This is a genomic window from Phycisphaerae bacterium (genome assembly GCA_019636475.1).
In the GTDB taxonomy this organism is placed as follows: domain Bacteria; phylum Planctomycetota; class Phycisphaerae; order UBA1845; family UTPLA1; genus JADJRI01.
This window is the reverse complement of the sequence record JAHBXN010000014.1, coordinates 60,513-76,149: the sequence shown is the minus strand read 5'-3', so window position 1 is coordinate 76,149 and position 15,637 is coordinate 60,513. Positions and strand designations below refer to the sequence as shown.

17 protein-coding genes are annotated in these 15,637 nt (G+C 60.3%); 12 read left to right on the top strand and 5 right to left on the bottom strand.

Translation table 11 applies throughout. The features are described from left to right. Positions 1-506: 506 nt before the first annotated feature. From KF841_16425 to KF841_16410, 4 genes are all read right to left on the bottom strand, one after another. Entirely contained in the window at positions 507-1,025 is a 519-nt protein-coding gene (locus KF841_16425) for a DUF192 domain-containing protein (GenBank protein MBX3396942.1), read from the bottom strand. Further along, positions 1,022-1,915: a hypothetical protein gene (locus KF841_16420; GenBank protein MBX3396941.1), complete on the bottom strand. Its 894-nt coding sequence runs from the start codon at positions 1,913-1,915 to the stop codon at positions 1,022-1,024. The genes KF841_16425 and KF841_16420 overlap by 4 nt, the downstream gene beginning before the upstream one ends. 75 nt (positions 1,916-1,990) lie before the next feature. Next, positions 1,991-4,057, bottom strand: a complete 2,067-nt coding sequence (locus tag KF841_16415; GenBank protein MBX3396940.1) for a DsbA family protein — start codon at positions 4,055-4,057, stop codon at positions 1,991-1,993. 88 nt (positions 4,058-4,145) lie between these two features. Beyond that, complete coding sequence (locus KF841_16410) at positions 4,146-4,703, bottom strand: hypothetical protein (GenBank protein ID MBX3396939.1); 558 nt, start codon at positions 4,701-4,703, stop codon at positions 4,146-4,148. A 266-nt stretch (positions 4,704-4,969) separates the two neighbouring features. On the opposite strand from KF841_16410, the gene KF841_16405 reads away from it, so the two are divergent. The 12 genes from KF841_16405 to KF841_16350 all read left to right on the top strand — a co-directional run bounded on the left by KF841_16405 (position 4,970) and on the right by KF841_16350 (position 14,362). After that, positions 4,970-5,287 (top strand): hypothetical protein, encoded by a 318-nt coding sequence (locus tag KF841_16405; GenBank protein MBX3396938.1) that lies wholly within the window; start codon positions 4,970-4,972, stop codon positions 5,285-5,287. A 174-nt stretch (positions 5,288-5,461) separates the two neighbouring features. Continuing rightward, positions 5,462-6,658 (top strand): tetratricopeptide repeat protein, encoded by a 1,197-nt coding sequence (locus KF841_16400; protein MBX3396937.1) that lies wholly within the window; start codon positions 5,462-5,464, stop codon positions 6,656-6,658. Positions 6,659-6,848: 190 nt separating this feature from the next. Continuing rightward, complete coding sequence (gene rplU / locus KF841_16395; GenBank protein MBX3396936.1) at positions 6,849-7,163, top strand: 50S ribosomal protein L21; 315 nt, start codon at positions 6,849-6,851, stop codon at positions 7,161-7,163. 96 nt (positions 7,164-7,259) lie between these two features. After that, positions 7,260-8,864 (top strand): hypothetical protein, encoded by a 1,605-nt coding sequence (locus tag KF841_16390; GenBank protein ID MBX3396935.1) that lies wholly within the window; start codon positions 7,260-7,262, stop codon positions 8,862-8,864. A gap of 452 nt (positions 8,865-9,316) precedes the next feature. Beyond that, a complete protein-coding gene (locus KF841_16385; GenBank protein MBX3396934.1) occupies positions 9,317-10,345 on the top strand; it encodes a tetratricopeptide repeat protein in 1,029 nt (342 codons plus the stop codon). Positions 10,346-10,507: 162 nt separating this feature from the next. After that, positions 10,508-11,824, top strand: coding sequence for an LPP20 family lipoprotein (locus tag KF841_16380; GenBank protein ID MBX3396933.1), 1,317 nt, complete (start codon positions 10,508-10,510; stop codon positions 11,822-11,824). Between the two features lie 61 nt (positions 11,825-11,885). Further along, positions 11,886-12,041 carry a hypothetical protein gene (locus KF841_16375; protein MBX3396932.1) on the top strand — a complete coding sequence of 52 codons (156 nt, stop codon included), beginning with the start codon at positions 11,886-11,888 and terminating at the stop codon, positions 12,039-12,041. A gap of 207 nt (positions 12,042-12,248) precedes the next feature. After that, positions 12,249-12,476: a hypothetical protein gene (locus KF841_16370; protein MBX3396931.1), complete on the top strand. Its 228-nt coding sequence runs from the start codon at positions 12,249-12,251 to the stop codon at positions 12,474-12,476. A gap of 11 nt (positions 12,477-12,487) precedes the next feature. Next, positions 12,488-12,961, top strand: a complete 474-nt coding sequence (locus tag KF841_16365; GenBank protein MBX3396930.1) for a YkgJ family cysteine cluster protein — start codon at positions 12,488-12,490, stop codon at positions 12,959-12,961. A gap of 33 nt (positions 12,962-12,994) precedes the next feature. Continuing rightward, on the top strand, positions 12,995-13,609 hold the full coding sequence (locus KF841_16360; GenBank protein MBX3396929.1) for a hypothetical protein: 615 nt from the start codon (positions 12,995-12,997) through the stop codon (positions 13,607-13,609). A gap of 94 nt (positions 13,610-13,703) precedes the next feature. Next, positions 13,704-13,913 (top strand): hypothetical protein, encoded by a 210-nt coding sequence (locus KF841_16355; GenBank protein ID MBX3396928.1) that lies wholly within the window; start codon positions 13,704-13,706, stop codon positions 13,911-13,913. A gap of 125 nt (positions 13,914-14,038) precedes the next feature. Continuing rightward, positions 14,039-14,362: a Rieske 2Fe-2S domain-containing protein gene (locus tag KF841_16350; GenBank protein ID MBX3396927.1), complete on the top strand. Its 324-nt coding sequence runs from the start codon at positions 14,039-14,041 to the stop codon at positions 14,360-14,362. A gap of 22 nt (positions 14,363-14,384) precedes the next feature. Here KF841_16350 and KF841_16345 read toward each other — a convergent pair whose 3' ends face one another. Continuing rightward, complete coding sequence (locus KF841_16345; GenBank protein ID MBX3396926.1) at positions 14,385-15,539, bottom strand: peptidyl-prolyl cis-trans isomerase; 1,155 nt, start codon at positions 15,537-15,539, stop codon at positions 14,385-14,387. Positions 15,540-15,637 lie beyond the last annotated feature (98 nt).

Sequence of the window (15,637 nt, the reverse complement as noted above, 5' to 3'; positions counted from 1 at the left end):
TAAACGAATACGTGACTGCCACATCCGTTACGTCGATTCGTCATGGAATTCTCTCCTTTGTGTCCGGATTCAACCTGAATTGGAGAACGCGATCACGCGCCTCACATGCACTCCGCCGCCAGATGAATATGGCTTCCGAGGCATGGTGAATGCCCTTTATTTATCAGACTCGTGGTTCCCTGCGCCCGTTAAGTTAGCATACCCCCCCCCACACACACGTCAATCAAACAAGTAATTTTCCATCGCCGACGCCACGAGGTGCTGTGCGTGTTACTTTGAGATTCACGAATCGCGTTGCTGCAAAACCCTGCCGGAGAATCTGTTGCGCCGCGACGATGAACAGCGCTGCCGGCGTCGGAAGGGACGCAATGCGGCCGGCATCAGCGATCGGCGGTCAAGGCCGATCGTGCCCCGATTCACAAGTCATCCACCGAATATCGCGCCTTATCGAACAGGAAATGTTGCAGATGTGTGGCATCGATGGCGTGATGCCGTCCGGCCCGCATTCAATCACCCGAAATGGACGCCGGCAGTGTCACACGGTCGCCCACGGTGATCCCCCATTTTGCGAATTGCCCGGCGCGAACCTCCAGCGCGTACCGCGCCGGCTCGATGGAGGGATATCCGATCTCGTTCAACGCCTGCATCGTGTAGGTTTTCACGATGGTGCCGTCCGAGCGGATGTAGGCGATATCGAGCGGAATGATTGTATTGCGCATCCAGAAGCTGCGAAGGTCGTCGTAGTTGAATACGAAGATCATGCCGCGGTCTTCCGGCAACTCCGCTTCCGTCGTGTTCATCAACCCGAGCTGAACGATTCGGCCATTCTCGACATCTTCTCGGGCGACGTAGGCTGTGTAAGTCGTTCGGCCCACGATCTCAAGTGAGACGGTCTCCAGCTTCGAGAGGTCGTTCTTCACGCTCGAATTGCGCGGGACTTCGCTGCAATTCAATACCGATAGGAACGGGAATGCCGCGGTCATGGCCCACCCAAACAGCGTGCGATTTCTCGAACGCAGACTCATGGTTTCTCGCCTCCCGGCAGTTTGCCGCGCGGCGTCACATCGATCGGTGGTCGATCATCAAAAGGCTCGACTGTCTCAAAAAAGCCCTTGGGCGTTTCGACGGTGAATCGCGAACCGGCCGGCGCGTCCTTGAGATCGATCTGATTGAACTCCACTTCAACCCGCACCTTGTCGACCGATCGCTCCGTGGCGATGCGCACCGGCAGATCCAGGCGGGTATCAATCCACATCTCCACGCGCGAATACTCTTCGGCGAGCGACGAATGCGCCCGGGGCGTGCAGATCAGGTGCGTCAGCCCTTTCGGCAAGTCCTTCGTATCCGCGGCGATCGACACCTCGAAGTGCCACAGAATATCCGACCGCTTCTGGCCGAAGGGCAGCGGGAAAGGACCCTTCCCCAGTTCAAACGCATCGATGCGCTCACCCCGGCGGCCCAGTTCGCGTCGCAGGACATTCTTTCCAGCGTCGTTGCGCTCGACATACCATTGTCCGTCGAAGGCATAGTACTCGGCGGTCGTTGAGACGACCCCGTCCGCAAGCAGCTTGGTGAAATGCACGAGGAACCGGTCGTTCGGATTGCCGCGCGCGAACAACAGCCGGCCAATCTTCTTCTGCCGATCCACAACCGGCTCCGTCGTGATGTGAGTGTACACAATCTCCGCCGAAAGCCCTTTGATGGAATTGCCCTTGGCTTCAAGGCGGTCAAGCAGCGCGTCGACCGCTGGATCGCCGGATGATCGCGGCGCGGCCTCCGCAGGACGCGACGTGGCGGCGGGTTGCCCCTGTTCGGCCGGTTGAATTTGCGAAGCGGCAGCGGCGGCGAATGATCCCGCGAGGAGACCGACTACGAATGTCATATTCGCAAGCGGGCGGTTCGAATCTTGTAACACTTGACACACCTCCGGACGACCAGACAGGCCCCATTAATCGTAGGTGCACTCGGAGATGACGGCAATCCAGACGAGTCATTCACCCGCGTAGGCCGCATCGAGAATCTTGTCGAGCATCATCGTCTGATCGAGCCGGAAGCGCGGAACGGCCCGGCCGTTGATGTAGATCGTCGGGATGCCGCCACGATAAAGCAGCGAAAAAGACCCCTCGCGCGTCGGCTTGGCTGCGAGACAATCCGCACGAATCGCCGAGGCCACAGGCTCCGACGCCATCGACGCCATGAACGCCTGGGAGTCCAGTCCCATTTGTGCCGCAGCCGCGACGACGCTGGACTGATTCACAGACGGCTGATTCGCCATCAGCCACTCGTGCATTCGCCAGAATGCGTCCACGCCCCCCAGCGCGCCGGCCGCCTCGGCCGCACGCGCCGCCACACACGAATTCGGAAACGCGGTACGCAGGACGACCTCGTTGCATTCCTGATTGAACGGAAAGTGCCGATACGAATAGCTGACATCCGGTTTGCCTTGCATCCACGCGCGAATCGCCTGATCGGCGGCGACCGTCCATTGCTCCTGATAGTCCGCCCACATCACGATCTTCACGCGCGCATCAGCCGGCCCTTTCAGCCACGCATTCGGGTCCGGCGGAAGCGGGCGACTGCGCTCTTCCTTCCAGTCTCCGACCACGGTCTCGGCGGCCGACGGCTTGCGGTCGCTTGCGGCGGTGAGCGCCGGCAGATTCTGAGCCAGCAGGGTTTCCACGGACTGACGCAGCTTGTCGGCATTCTGCTCGAAGACGCCGCGCAAGTGCACGCCGTTGATGAAAATCATCGGCGTGAAGAAGACCGCAACGTCATAGGCCTCCTGAATGTCCATCTGCACCAGTTCGAGTGTCTGTGGACCGGTCATGATGCTGATGAATTCCTGCGGGTTGTAACCCATCTCGCCCAGCGCGACGTTGAGCTCGGCGTCCGTGAACGAGCCTCTGCGATCAAACAGCCAGTGGTGCATCTCCCAGAAGCCGGTATCGCCATGCAGAATACCGGCTGTCTCCGCGGCGCGTGCCGCCCAGCAGGCATTGGCATGAAGCGTCTTGCTCATTCGTGTATTGCAGGACTGATCCATCGGGAAGTGCTTGATCGAGAGCGATACATCCTTGTGCTCCGCGAGAATTCGCCGCGCAACCGACTCCACCGCGCGGCAGTCCGGGCATTGATAATCCGTGAACATCAACATCCGAACCGGGGCGGCCTCAGGACCCCAGCGATAACGACCCGTGAACGGCGGGAGTTTCACCTCGACGGCCGGCGTCGGCTTCCCGGACGAAGCGGTGTCTTCGATCGTGGTGGACGCGCCGCCGGCATTCGACGTATCAGACGTGCGATCCTGCGACGAAGCGATGATCTCCTTCACCGATTCGTCGGCATCCTTGTCGCGCTGAGCCGCCAGTTCCGCCGATCGCGTCCGATCGACGACGAACAGCGAGATCGATGCCAGCGAAAAGACACCCGCGACGATGCCCGGCGACCGGAACGATGCAATGGACGGCAGCCGGCCGAATTCGATAATCGACCAGAAGCCGATGTTGCCGAGATGCGTAAAGAGGCAATACCAGCAGAGATGCCCCTGCTTGAGCATGATGAAGATGAACATGAGCGAAAACGCGACGCCCAGGCGAATGAGATTCCTGAAGGCCGCGGAAATCACACCGCGAGACATCGCCCACGCAACGAGCAGGCCCGCGAAATACGCGAATCCGATGAAGGACACCGGATAGTTCCCTTTGTTCGCGGGTGGTTCCGCGAACGGAATTTTTCCCCAGTAGCCGGTTGTCACCTCGGCACAGCCGCCGCCTTCGCCGCAGCCCGGCAGCGCCATGATGTTGAAGTGACCCACAATGAGAAAGAGAGTCATCACAACGGCGAGCACAAGACAGGCCAGGCCACCGATGTAGCGGGCATCGGGCGCCCCGGCTTTGGGTGCCACGGTGGCGGCGCCCTCGGTGTTCCGCGATCCGCTCGACGCGGCGTGGGCGTAGTTCAGCATGCTGGCGGGAATGGAGCCCGCGTTATCCGCGCTTTCCCCGGCCGGACGGCCTGCGCTTGATCGCCTGTTCTTCTTGTTCGAATTCTTGCCCATTGTCTCAGTTGGTCTCCACGGCGAGATTCATCGCCGTCACAGTCGCGGCACGCCCCGGATGCGGGGCCCGCGGTCCGATCCCGGCGCGTCAGGCCGCATGTTCGGATGCAAGTTTCGGCATCAGGTCGTTGACGATATGTGCGTCGCAGTACGCGCCCTTCTGAATCATGTACAACAGGCAGCGCTCCACCTGTTCGTCGTCGATCCCTGCCTTTGACAGCAGTTTCCGGGTTGTCTCGAACGTCATGCCGGACGGGTCTTCGTCTTCTGAGTCGAAGTACGACGCCAGCTTCTTGAAGAACTGCGTATCCTTCAGAATCCGACGTACGGCCGATTCCTCCGCCGCGGTGATATCGGTCGATCGCGGCATGCGCATCAGGTCCTTGCCGCCTTCGCCGGGCGCCAACTCGAACCAGACCACGCCGCGCTGAAGGTGCTTCTCGTACACGTCCTTCGGAATCGCCCGAACCACATGATGAAATCGCTGCTCGGCCAGCAAACCACGAAACTTGTTGCTGGTTACGACGACGTTCAGGCCCTTGTAGTGGATCCCCTCGCCGATCTGGACGGATGCATCCGGAAAGCGTAATTGCAAACACGCTTCCAGTTGTTGACGGACCATCTCCCGATCCTTCGGCTCGATCATGCCATTCTCCTCGTCGCCCGCGAGACGACTGATCGCGATCGGCACAGAACCGATCGCTTGACTCGGATTCAGACGCCTGCGACGGGTGCTCGGTTCCGTACATTCATTGCGGACCGGCGATTATATCGCAAGATCTCGCACCCGACAGCCGCAACACGATCGCCGAGGATCGGGTATTATCGCCATCTGGCGCTTCAGGATTCCGAATCTGGACGCCGCTTCCACCTGAGATCCTTCAACATGCTGCACACCCGCGAGGCCGGCCGATGATTCGATACCGATGCGACGGATGCGATGAGGACCTCGCGCGAGATGGGTCAAACCATTTCATCGTGAAGATCGATGCTTTTGCCGCCGCTGGAAAACTTGAGTTCACCCGCGAGGAGCTTGAACGCGATCATGCCGCCGAGATGAAACGGCTGCTCGAGGAACTCGCGTCGAGATCGCCTGACGACATCGAAGATCAGGTCTATCGAGCCATGCGCTACGACCTCTGCCCTGCATGCCACAGGCGGTTCCTGCTGGACCCGCTTGCCAGACTCCGATCACTCAGCGGGGCCGATTCCGGCCCGACCGCCCCATAATGAAAAACCCGGGAGCCAGGCGTTGGCCGGCGTCCGGCGCAGATATCCTGGTCTGCGGCCATCCGAACGTCGCTTGTCCGCAGGTTTTGAGCGTATAATATTCAGGAGCTCGCCGCGCTCAGGGCGCGATGCAGACCCACCACCCGGGAAGATACCACCCTATCCACGACCGTCATGAGCGAAATGTCGAATCCCAATCCGCCCCAGGTCGAGCGAGAAGCCCGCACAGCCGTGTGGCTGCGCGTGATCGCGTCGGTCGTGCTCATGCTCCTGATCTTCACGGGCGCGGTCCGCATCTTCTCACGCAGCGGCTGGCTCGAAGGCGAACTCTATGCCTTCCTGGTCGAACTCACTTACTTCACGCTCTACCTCGCGGGTGGATTGGCGGCCGGCGGCTTGCTGGCGGGTATCGCCGCGCTGCTGCGTGTGCTGCGCGATCTCCACAGCTCGTTCATCCGCGTCGAACGATTCCAATACGAGCGCACGGAAACGCAGATCGCGGCCGCGGAGACTGATCGGCCCCATCGAAATCCTGCCGCACCCAAGACGGAAACCGACCATAACGGCGAGGCCGAACAGTTCTGGCGCGAGGCGATCTCCTTGCTGTCGGACATCCGCGCAAACTCGCTGCTGTCCGAATCGGAGCGCGTCCAGAAGAAAGTGCGGGTCGCCAACGAGGAATTCCAGGAAGCGACGACGCGCGTGCAGTCTCTCATCAAGGACGGGAATTTCGCGCAGGCCCGCGAAGCGGCCGATCAGATCGCGCGAAAGCACCCCGACGACCCACGTGCCGCAAGCCTGTCAGCAGAAGTCGAACGGGCGCGCGAACGCTACGAATCCGACGACGTACGCGCCACAACCCGGCAGGTGGAAGACCTCATCAGCATCTCCGCATGGGGGCGGGTTCGTGAAATTGCCGGACAACTGCAACAGCGCCATCCGGATTCGACCGAGGCGCGGCAGTTGCTGTTGCGAATCGAGCGAGAGTATCGCGTCTTCGAGGACGAACAAAAACGCCGCATGAGTGCCGAAGTGCAGCGATTCGTCACCCGGCGCCGCTGGGAAGAGGCGCTGGCCGTCGCAAAAGCCTTCATCGAGCGATTCCCCGGCTCAGAGGAATCCGAGGGCCTGCGGATGCAACTTCCGACCCTTGAAGGAAATGCGGAAATAGAACTTCGACAGCGGCTCGAATCACAGATCATGGACTACGCCCGGAATGGCCGCTATCTGGAAGCGCTGGAGCTGGCCCGCCGGGTGATCGACCAATATCCGGATTCTCCCCAGGCCGAAGTCCTCCGCGACCGGCTCGAACGGCTGGAGGAACTGGCGGAAAACCCCGATGCGCCCAAGGCCCGCGTCCGGATGGACTGACGCCTTTGCTTTTCCCGGATCCCCCGAGTCTCAACAGTCTCATTCCCTTCGGTCTTCCAGCGCCTTGCAATTTGATTCCGCTTCGGGCATACTTGCCGGGCTTCCGACGCGGAATCTGCCGCAGACGTCGGGTTGGCCTGTTGACGGCAGCGGCAGCCGTCGAATGATTGTTTGAGGAGTACCCCCCGTCATGTATGCGATCGTAGAGGACGGCGGCAAGCAGTTCCGCGTCGAAAAGGGCGACACCATCTATATCGAGACGCGCGAGATCGCCCCAGGCACGACCGACATCGCGTTTGATCGCGTTTTGATGGTCGGAAACGGCGCGGAAAGCAAGATCGGACAACCGGTTCTTGCAGGCGCGAAAGTAACCGCCAAGCTCGATGCCGCCCTGAAAGGCCCGAAGCTGGACATCGTTAAGTTCAAGCGCCGCAAGGGCTACCGTCTCAAGAAGGGCCATCGCCAGAACTATCTCAAGGTCACAATCGAAGAAATCTCGGCTTGACGCAACCGCGCGTCCGATCGAGACTCGAACTTGTGACGCAGATCCGCCGTCATCGGCCGCGTCGATCCTGCGCGCGCGACGTTGAGTTTCGAGGTCATGATGGAAGGACGCCCGGCAAAGTGCCTCTTGTTGCTCTGCCTGTTTGCCCCGATGCCGCTCGCGGCACGGTGCACCGCGGCAAAACCCCAATCAGCCAACGGCGACCACAGCCGGCAAATTGACGACAAGTCCGTCGCAGTTGATCAATTGCCCAACACCCCACACACGCCGGTGGAGCCGGCGCCGTTGACGCCGACCCCATCGGCCAATCGCGGCTCAACGCCGCCGACGACCGGTACGGCCGCCGAGAAACCTCCGAGCGAAGAGCCGGCACGCAAATTTGACGGACCGGCATATACATTCAGGCTTACATTTCGCCCGGGCGAAACGCTCTATTATGTCATTGAAAACAACTTCCGAGACCGCGGCGGCGTTCCCCCTCTGCTGAGTTTCACCACCTTCGCCGACGACAAGCGCACTGTTATCCAGACACTCGGCCAGTCTGCTCCATTCGGTCCCAACCCGCCGACCGTTGACGAGGTCGCGGTTCAATGGGAATTCGACCGGTACGAAGCCCGAGAGCGCGGCATGAAGGACGAGGTCAGGTATGACTCGCTGCGCGACCTCTACCCGCGAGCCGAACTCCGTGAACTCGGCAGCATTCCCGGAGCGCGGTCGCACTTCATCATCAATGTTCGCAACGGCGAAACCCGCGATCGCAAAATCGAACACCGGCAACATGGCGGACCGCCGACGCGTCGCCGACTTTCGCGAACGTCGATGCGATGCGCGCTGAATGACGAAAACCTCGCGACACTGCTCGACGATCTCGGGCAGCTCTACCTGCCTCCGCGGCCCGTGCATGTCGGAGAAAGCTGGACGGTTGTTCGACCTGAGGAAATCAAGAGTTTCGGCCGTTCCGAGCTGCATTATCGATTCACGCTCGAGCATGTCGCGCCCGTGGAGGACCGACAAATCGCCTCAATTCGAGTCGAGGGCGATTACCGCCTGGTCCGAACGGACCAGCCCGACAAAACGCCGCCCCCGACGAGCAGGCCGGGCGTGACGTCGCGACCCGCCCGGCAGCCCGAAAAGCCTCGAGAGTTTCAAATTGATCATGCCCTGTGCCGCGGATCGATCGAATTCGACCTGACACGCGGAGAACTCATTTCGATGGATCTGACGCGCGAACTGGATATTTCGGCGGCGATGGAATCGGAGGAGATGCCGAATCTGCGCCTCGAAACCGGGTCAGCGCATCGGCTTCGTGTTCGCACATCGCATACGGCGCCGCCCAAGCCGATTATCGCCGGCGGTCCGAAGCCGCCCGCCGACGATCCGCCCGAACCAGGTTTGCAGACACCGCAGAAGCGGCCACCTGTTCGGCAACGTCCGCCTCAGAACGATCCGAAGTCCGTGATTCGCCAGTTGCCGGGACTCGCGAGTCGCGATGCCGCAGGACCGGCTGGCACGACGACGCAGCCGTCCAATGGTGTTGCGCCGCCATTCGGCCCGATGGTGGGCCCACCCTATCCGGCGGTCACCTCGCGACCTGCTCACACCGCGACGCCGACAAGCCGGCCGGCTCTGCCCTCCTCCAGACCCACGGCCGCAGTTCGCGGCCGCCCCACGGTGCCCAGTACTCAGCCAGCGGGGGAATAGCACACAACCTTGTTTGCGACTGGAACTTGTCGCCACTGCGGCGCGGCGATGCGGCCCACGGCTGGCACGCGAATGACCGCTTCGCGCTGGAAAGGGTCGTTGGAATTCACATCGATACCAAGGGATTGTGACGCCGATCTCGTTTCTGAATGCAGGGGAGCTACACACCGAGAAACGAGCTGTGTCGGCATCGTTTCCGCCATCAGAATGACGTAAATCGGTCCCCACAAAGCGGGCTGGTTCGCCTTATTTCTTGACAGCCGCGCTCGGGGCTTTTAAGACAGTCCATTTGAAGCACGCATGACGCAGTTTAAGCGCAATAGCGTCTCGCCGATCAGGAAGGTGGGGCCGACGGGTACCATTTCAAAGTCAAGAGGAACGCGTTCGGGTGCGCGGTCCTTTTCGCCAGACATTTTCGAGAACCACAAGAGCAAACACCGAGGAGTAAGCACATGAGGAATCTGGGTATCGTTTTTTCGTTCTGCGTTTTGTCAGTTGGACTGACCGGATGCGGAGGCGGCGCGAAGAAGACGACCGCGACCGTCAACTTTTCGATGACCACTCAGCCGCGGGAGCCGTTGCCGGAGCGGTACATGCGGATCGCGGTTTACAACGCGGACGTCACCGCCGAGGCCGGCAGTGACACATTTGATGAGAAGAAGTGGCGCGAACTCGCCGCCGACTTCGTGCAGTCCGAGCTTCAGCGCGCCGCGGATGAGCACAATATCCCCATCAAACTGGTCGATCGTGAGCACATGAAGGCATCGCTGGGCGAGAAGGACATGGCCTCGGCCGGAATCACCGAAGGGGGCGACGCTGTTTCGTCGTCGGCCCTCGCCGGAGCGCAGGCGATTCTGACCAGCAAGATTACGGTGAAGATCGATAAGCAAAGCAAGACTGAATACAAGCAGGGTCGATCGTTCCGCGGCATCAGCCTGGGTAGCGGCGGCACGCAGACGACGGAATCTCGAAACATCACCGTATCGTGCCAGTTCCAGCTTAAGGATGTCGGCACGAACGAAATCATCTATGGCTACACCGGCAAGCCGCGACGGCACTATGAAGGCGGCAAGGGTGGATTCTTCAAGAAGTCCAAGACCGAGGTCGAAATGGAGCCGCGCGACGAGGTCATTGCTCAGATCGTTGAGAAGGAACTGCACGTTTTCATGAGCAAGTTCGTGCCCGTCACCTTCGAGGACAGCACCATGGTGGAGCCGAGCGGCAATGAAAACTGCAAGGCCGGTACCGCGGCGCTCAATGCCGAAGACTGGGAAACCGCGCTGGCCAAGTTCAAAGAGGCGATCGCCGAGAAGCCGGAAGACGACAAAGCCCTGTATGGTGCGGCGGTTGCCTGCGAGAAGATGGGCAAATTCGATGAAGCCCGCAAGTACTACAAGCAGGCGCTCGGATATGAGCCGGAACAGGAGAACTATCTTGCAGGCCTGGCGCGTGTCGAAGACCAGTTGAACCGACAGTCCTGAAGACAATAGACCTTCGATGCGCGGCAACCCCGCGGCGCTGCGACCGGAACATTCCGAAGACCGGCGCAGCGATGGAAATGTAGCCAACGGCTGATGCAACTTGTGTTCGTCAGCCGCCATGTAAGCCAACATGCGAGTTTCGCACTAGTTAAGGAGCCTGATATGAATCGCCGAAAGTTGAGTCTCTGTGCCGCGATACTGGCGGCCGTGATCGTCTCGCCGATGGCGCATGCACAGGACGATCCCGCGAAGTATGCCCAGAACAAGTTGCTCTCGAAGCGCGCGGCAGAAGCCGATGCGTATCGGAAGCTGGCGGAGACCGTCTATGGTCTCCAGATTTCGTCAGACACCTATGTCCGCGATTTCGTGACCGAGTCGGACACGATCCGGACATCGATGGATCATTACATTCGTGGCGTTCGCCTCGGCACGCCGCGATGGGATTCGGACCTCACGTGCACGATCGAGGCCGAAGTGACTGTCGCAAAGCTGATCGAGGAACTGACGGAAGTTCACAAGCGACATTACAAAGGCAACAAGATCCACGCGGAAGATTTCACGCACATCAAGCAGTATTACAAGAAGGACATCATCACGGCGGTTGGCATGGGCGCGCCGCGGCCCGATCTTCCGCCGGAAGTGCCGGGCGGAGATATTGCGATCGAGGGCAACCTTCCTGAACCGGCGATTCCGGATATCTGGAAGGCGGTCTCGCCGCAGCACCGTCTGATGGCTGTTCGCGCCGCGCAAGTCGACGCGATGCGCCGGCTTGTCGAGCGCCTCAAGGGGCTGCGCATCACGAGCGACACGCTCGTTCGTGATTTTGTCGCCGAATCCGACGTCATCACGGCCGAATCGAAGGCAACGCTTACCGGGGCGACCGAGGTCGGGCGTCCCTACTTCCACAGCGACGAACTGATCGTGGAAGTCACTTATGAAGTGCCTGTCGAAAGCGTCATCACCACGATCAAGACGCTCTACAAGAAGCACTACAAAGGCGACCGCGTCACTGCGATGAACATCGAAGAAGTCTCGAAAGTGCTGAAGACCCAGAAGTTCCAGGCCACTGGCATGGGCGTTCCCAAGCCGGAGCAGATCCGCGCTGCGGCAGCACAGATCAAGGAAACGATTCCTGACTGGGTCGGCCAGACGATTTCCGCCGAAGGCGCCGGGGTTCCGCCGGAAGACAAATCCGGCACGCCCCAGGGCAAGTTGATGGCCGCCCGCGCCGCGGAACTGGATGCGAAGCGCAAGCTGGCGGAAGAGGTGATGGGCTTCCGGATCGATTCGTCAACGACGGTTCGAGACTTCGTGACCGAGCACGACGAGATCAACGCCCGTCTCAATACCTACCTGCAAGGATCGTATGTGAAGTCCACGCGGTATGATTCGGACGGTACATCGTATGTCGTCGTCGAGATGCCGGCCATGCAGGTCTGGGAAGTGGTTCATACGTACATCAAAATCAAGCGGACCTAGTCCCATGCGAGACGGCGCGAGGCCGTCGCGCTGAGTTCAACATTGAATCGAAGGAGTCCATATGCTTCGCAAACTCTGCACAATGTTCTTCGCGGTCGCTTTCGCCTTCACGATCGTTGGCTGCGAGGAAAATGAGCACAAGGTGACGGAGAAGAAGGAGACGACCCACGAGTCGCAGCCGACCGATTCCTCACCGGGTACCATGATCGTCGAATAAGCGGCTGATCCAGTCGCGGATTCGGCGAACTCCGAGACAATCGAGCGGCCGGGCGAGCCTGACTCCCCGGCCGTTTTCCTGCGCAGATATGAGGATTCATATCAGGTAACTTTCCGAGCAGACCGGCCAGTTGACTCGGGATCAGCCTACAATCCGCGTCGGGCGGCGGTTCGATCGGTCGAGCCGCATTTGACTTAAGTGTGTGATATGAAAAAACGCAGCCAGCTCAGTTTTCTCTCATTCCGACCTGCCGTTTTCATGATTCTAATGTGCCTGCTGGCGCCCGCGCTTGCATGCCTACACGGTGACGAGGATATCATCGACCGGCATGAGCAGGCGCTGCAAGCCGAGGAAGAGCGATCCGCCAACGTTCGGACTCCCGGGCGTGAATCGCCGATTATCCGCCAGGACGAAAAACCAGCGACGATCGGGTAGAATCTTTTCTCATGGCATCGACCAGACCCAAAGATTCTGACAAGGATTCCGAGTTGTGGTATCAGTCCGGCCTGCAATTTGAATGCACCCAATGCGGCAACTGCTGCACCGGCGCGCCGGGATATGTCTTTGTCAGCGAAGATGAGATTGATCGCATCGCCTCATTTCTCGGGCGGCCCGGTCAGGGGCTTGAGCGTCATCAGTATCGGCGCGTCGGCCGGGGGATATCGCTGACCGAAGATAAGACGACCGGCGACTGCGTATTCCTCAAGCGGACGAGCGAGGGTCGGCGCACGTGTTCGATCTACCCGGTTCGTCCGCTGCAATGCCGAACTTGGCCGTTCTGGAACAGCCTGCTGGAATCCCGCGAGGAATGGGACGAAGCCGCCCGGGATTGCCCCGGGATGAACAAGGGCAAGTCGTATGACTTCGTTCAAATTGAGATTCGGCGACTGGCGAAGGACTGGGGCGATCTGCCGTCCTGATCCTGACTCGCCGGCAGCCGATGGCCGCGCGGGATGAACAACGACCTCGCCGAAATCCTCCGCTTTGCCGCGACGAATGACGCGCTGTTCGCCGACCTGGCCGCGTTTTACGCTCGACTTGATCGCACCATCGATTCGTATCGTCCGACCTGCTGGAACAAGGGCGCGTGCTGCAAATTCGGGGAATTCGGACATCGTCTCTATGTGACAGCGATTGAACTCGCGTACTTTGTTCGCGAGCAGCGCGGATCGTGGCTTGGAGCGAACGGAGCGGCGGCCTGCCCATACCAAGTGGAAGGCCAATGCACGGCGCGTGCGGCCCGGCCGATGGGCTGCCGCGTGTTCTTCTGCGATCCAGCCGCCGAGCACTGGCAGAACCCGGTTTACGAGTGCTATCTCGGGGAGTTGAAAGCGATTGGCGAGCGCCACGGTGTGCCGTATCGGTATATGGAATGGTTATCGGCGCTTGCATCTGTCGGTTCGACTGAACTGTCGATCCTGTCACGCGAGGCGGGAAACGCTGGGGAGACGGCGGGTTCGCCGACAGCCGGCGCCGATAAGCGGTCTGACGACACGACCGCCACGGCCGGATCCGTTGACCCGAAACGCTCGAATGTGATAGAATTACCGCAGGTCAGGGAATCCTGACTCCCACCGGTAGCGAGGGGCTGCCGCACGCGGCATCGCAGCATTGCCGTACCGCTAAACCGCCAGCCTGAAAGCGAAAATTGAGGACGCCATCATGAAGCTTGTCAAACGACTGTTTGCATTGGTTTTCGTCGCGATGCTCATCGTTCCGACGATCGGTTGCGGCGTGGCCACCACGGCTGCCGACAATCAGCGAACGATCCGGCGAATTGCCGATTACGACAGCCGCATGCTCGTCGACGACCTCGCGCTCTTCCTCCAGACCAATCGAACGCTTCGCACGTCGCGCTGGGTTATCGACTGATCGCGAATGCTCCTGAGTCGCAAGGCGCGGAAGCATTTCGCGGCCGAAGCCGGACCTGATCGCAAAGAGAATTCAAGCGGCCGCGCGTTGATTCAGCGCGGCCGTTGTGCTTTGATGCTGACGTGATGAAAACCGCACGCTGGGTTCCGCTGCTTGCAACCGCTGACTGTCCACCCGGCTCGCAACATTTTGTGGAGGCCGGTGGGCATGAACTGGCCGTTTTTCATCTGAGGGCTCCTGACCGATTCGTCGTCATCGCAAACAGTTGCCCACATGCCGGCGGGAACCTGTCGGCCGGGGAAGTGGCCGGCGATGTAGTGACTTGCCCGTGGCACGACTGGAAGTTCAACCTTGAGACATCCTTGTGCACTGAATCGGAGTCCGTTCGCGTGAAGAAGTATGATTGTCGCGTTGAATCGGGCCGGCTCCTCGCGCTACTGCCCGATTGACTGTTTTGTCGCCGCGGAATTGTCACTGCCCGATGAGCGGGGGACCTTCGATTCGGCCCGCCCGCTGGTCGTCGTCGTAACGGTCCCTCAGGTTCGGCTCGAGGACCTTCAACTGCGCGGCAAGCAGAAGTCGCCGGCCGATTTCCTCCATTTTCGCCTCAATCATCCGCTGCCGAATCCGCCTCACGAGGGTCGGCCTGACCTCCTCGAGCGGCGTTTCGACCGCGGGGATTCGCCGCTCCAGCTTAAGAATATGAAGGTAGCCATCGACCTCTATCGGATTCGACACGTCGCCGGGCTGAAGCTCGAAGGCGGCCTTCACAAGCACGGCCGGTACATCGTCCAGGTCCGCGACGGCCGAGAACGGCGGCATCAACCCCTGATTGATCTTTGTCAGCACATTCTGACTGTAGTCGGCGACAAGCCGCTCGAATGATTCTCCCTGATCGAGGCGTGCACGAATCTGAGCGGCCACTCTCTGATTGCTGAACTGGATGTGGCGGACCTCGACCTTTTCGCCGAACTCCCTCTGATACGCGCGTTCGATCTGCTCGTCGGTGACCTCTTTTTCCGCCAGGCGCTCTTCGGCCACTTTTCGCAGGATCGCCTGCCGCTCCATCGCGACCGCCAGTTCAGACCGCGACACGCCGCGACTGCGCGTCCACTCGTCGATAATCCTCTCGCGCCGAGCCGGCGTCAGTGATTCGACATCCTTGCCGTTCATGTGTTCGGCGTGCGCGGTGATGTCGTATTCGCGGTCGATGTCTTCCTTCGTGATGGTGATTCCCAGTCGGCGCGCCTCCTGCGCGGCCACTTCGCGCACGAGCATCAATTGAAACAGCGGGAGGCCATGCGAATCGATCAGAATTCGCATGAACTCCGACCACGCAATGGGTTCGCCGTTGACGGTGGCCAGGGGACGCGCGGCCGGCGCGGGTTGAGTCGGCTGGGCTTCGACGCCGTCGGCTTGATTGTTCGAAGCTCCGGCGGCGGCAAGTCGCTCGCTGACGGTCGGTGGTGAATTTGACGAGCGATTCGAGATTGAATCGTTTGATGCGCACGATATCGCCAGGAGAAGACAGCTCGAGGCCGCCACCGAGATTGCGACGCCTGCCGATCGCACGACCCAGTGCGACTGACGATCAATGAACAGGGGGGCATGGAAGTTCATAGGCATGGATTACTCCGCCGCCGCCGTCCCGATTCGACTTGTTCCGGCGATCGGCAACGGAGCATTGTCGAGCAAGTCAGTCAAATCCACAAACTGGCGGAGCT

Bases quoted from the DNA above. Each gene is read 5' to 3' on its own strand.
- KF841_16425 (MBX3396942.1), bottom strand. From the start codon at position 1,025: ATGAGTCTGCGTTCGAGAAATCGCACGCTGTTTGGGTGGGCCATGACC.
- KF841_16415 (MBX3396940.1), bottom strand. From the start codon at position 4,057: ATGGGCAAGAATTCGAACAAGAAGAACAGGCGATCAAGCGCAGGCCGT.
- KF841_16350 (MBX3396927.1), top strand. From the start codon at position 14,039: ATGAAAACCGCACGCTGGGTTCCGCTGCTTGCAACCGCTGACTGTCCA.
- KF841_16360 (MBX3396929.1), top strand. From the start codon at position 12,995: ATGAACAACGACCTCGCCGAAATCCTCCGCTTTGCCGCGACGAATGAC.
- KF841_16380 (MBX3396933.1), top strand. From the start codon at position 10,508: ATGAATCGCCGAAAGTTGAGTCTCTGTGCCGCGATACTGGCGGCCGTG.
- KF841_16365 (MBX3396930.1), top strand. From the start codon at position 12,488: ATGGCATCGACCAGACCCAAAGATTCTGACAAGGATTCCGAGTTGTGG.
- KF841_16385 (MBX3396934.1), top strand. From the start codon at position 9,317: ATGAGGAATCTGGGTATCGTTTTTTCGTTCTGCGTTTTGTCAGTTGGA.
- KF841_16400 (MBX3396937.1), top strand. From the start codon at position 5,462: ATGAGCGAAATGTCGAATCCCAATCCGCCCCAGGTCGAGCGAGAAGCC.
- KF841_16405 (MBX3396938.1), top strand. From the start codon at position 4,970: ATGATTCGATACCGATGCGACGGATGCGATGAGGACCTCGCGCGAGAT.
- KF841_16355 (MBX3396928.1), top strand. From the start codon at position 13,704: ATGAAGCTTGTCAAACGACTGTTTGCATTGGTTTTCGTCGCGATGCTC.
- KF841_16390 (MBX3396935.1), top strand. From the start codon at position 7,260: ATGATGGAAGGACGCCCGGCAAAGTGCCTCTTGTTGCTCTGCCTGTTT.
- KF841_16370 (MBX3396931.1), top strand. From the start codon at position 12,249: ATGAAAAAACGCAGCCAGCTCAGTTTTCTCTCATTCCGACCTGCCGTT.
- KF841_16410 (MBX3396939.1), bottom strand. From the start codon at position 4,703: ATGATCGAGCCGAAGGATCGGGAGATGGTCCGTCAACAACTGGAAGCG.
- KF841_16345 (MBX3396926.1), bottom strand. From the start codon at position 15,539: ATGCCTATGAACTTCCATGCCCCCCTGTTCATTGATCGTCAGTCGCAC.
- KF841_16375 (MBX3396932.1), top strand. From the start codon at position 11,886: ATGCTTCGCAAACTCTGCACAATGTTCTTCGCGGTCGCTTTCGCCTTC.
- rplU (MBX3396936.1), top strand. From the start codon at position 6,849: ATGTATGCGATCGTAGAGGACGGCGGCAAGCAGTTCCGCGTCGAAAAG.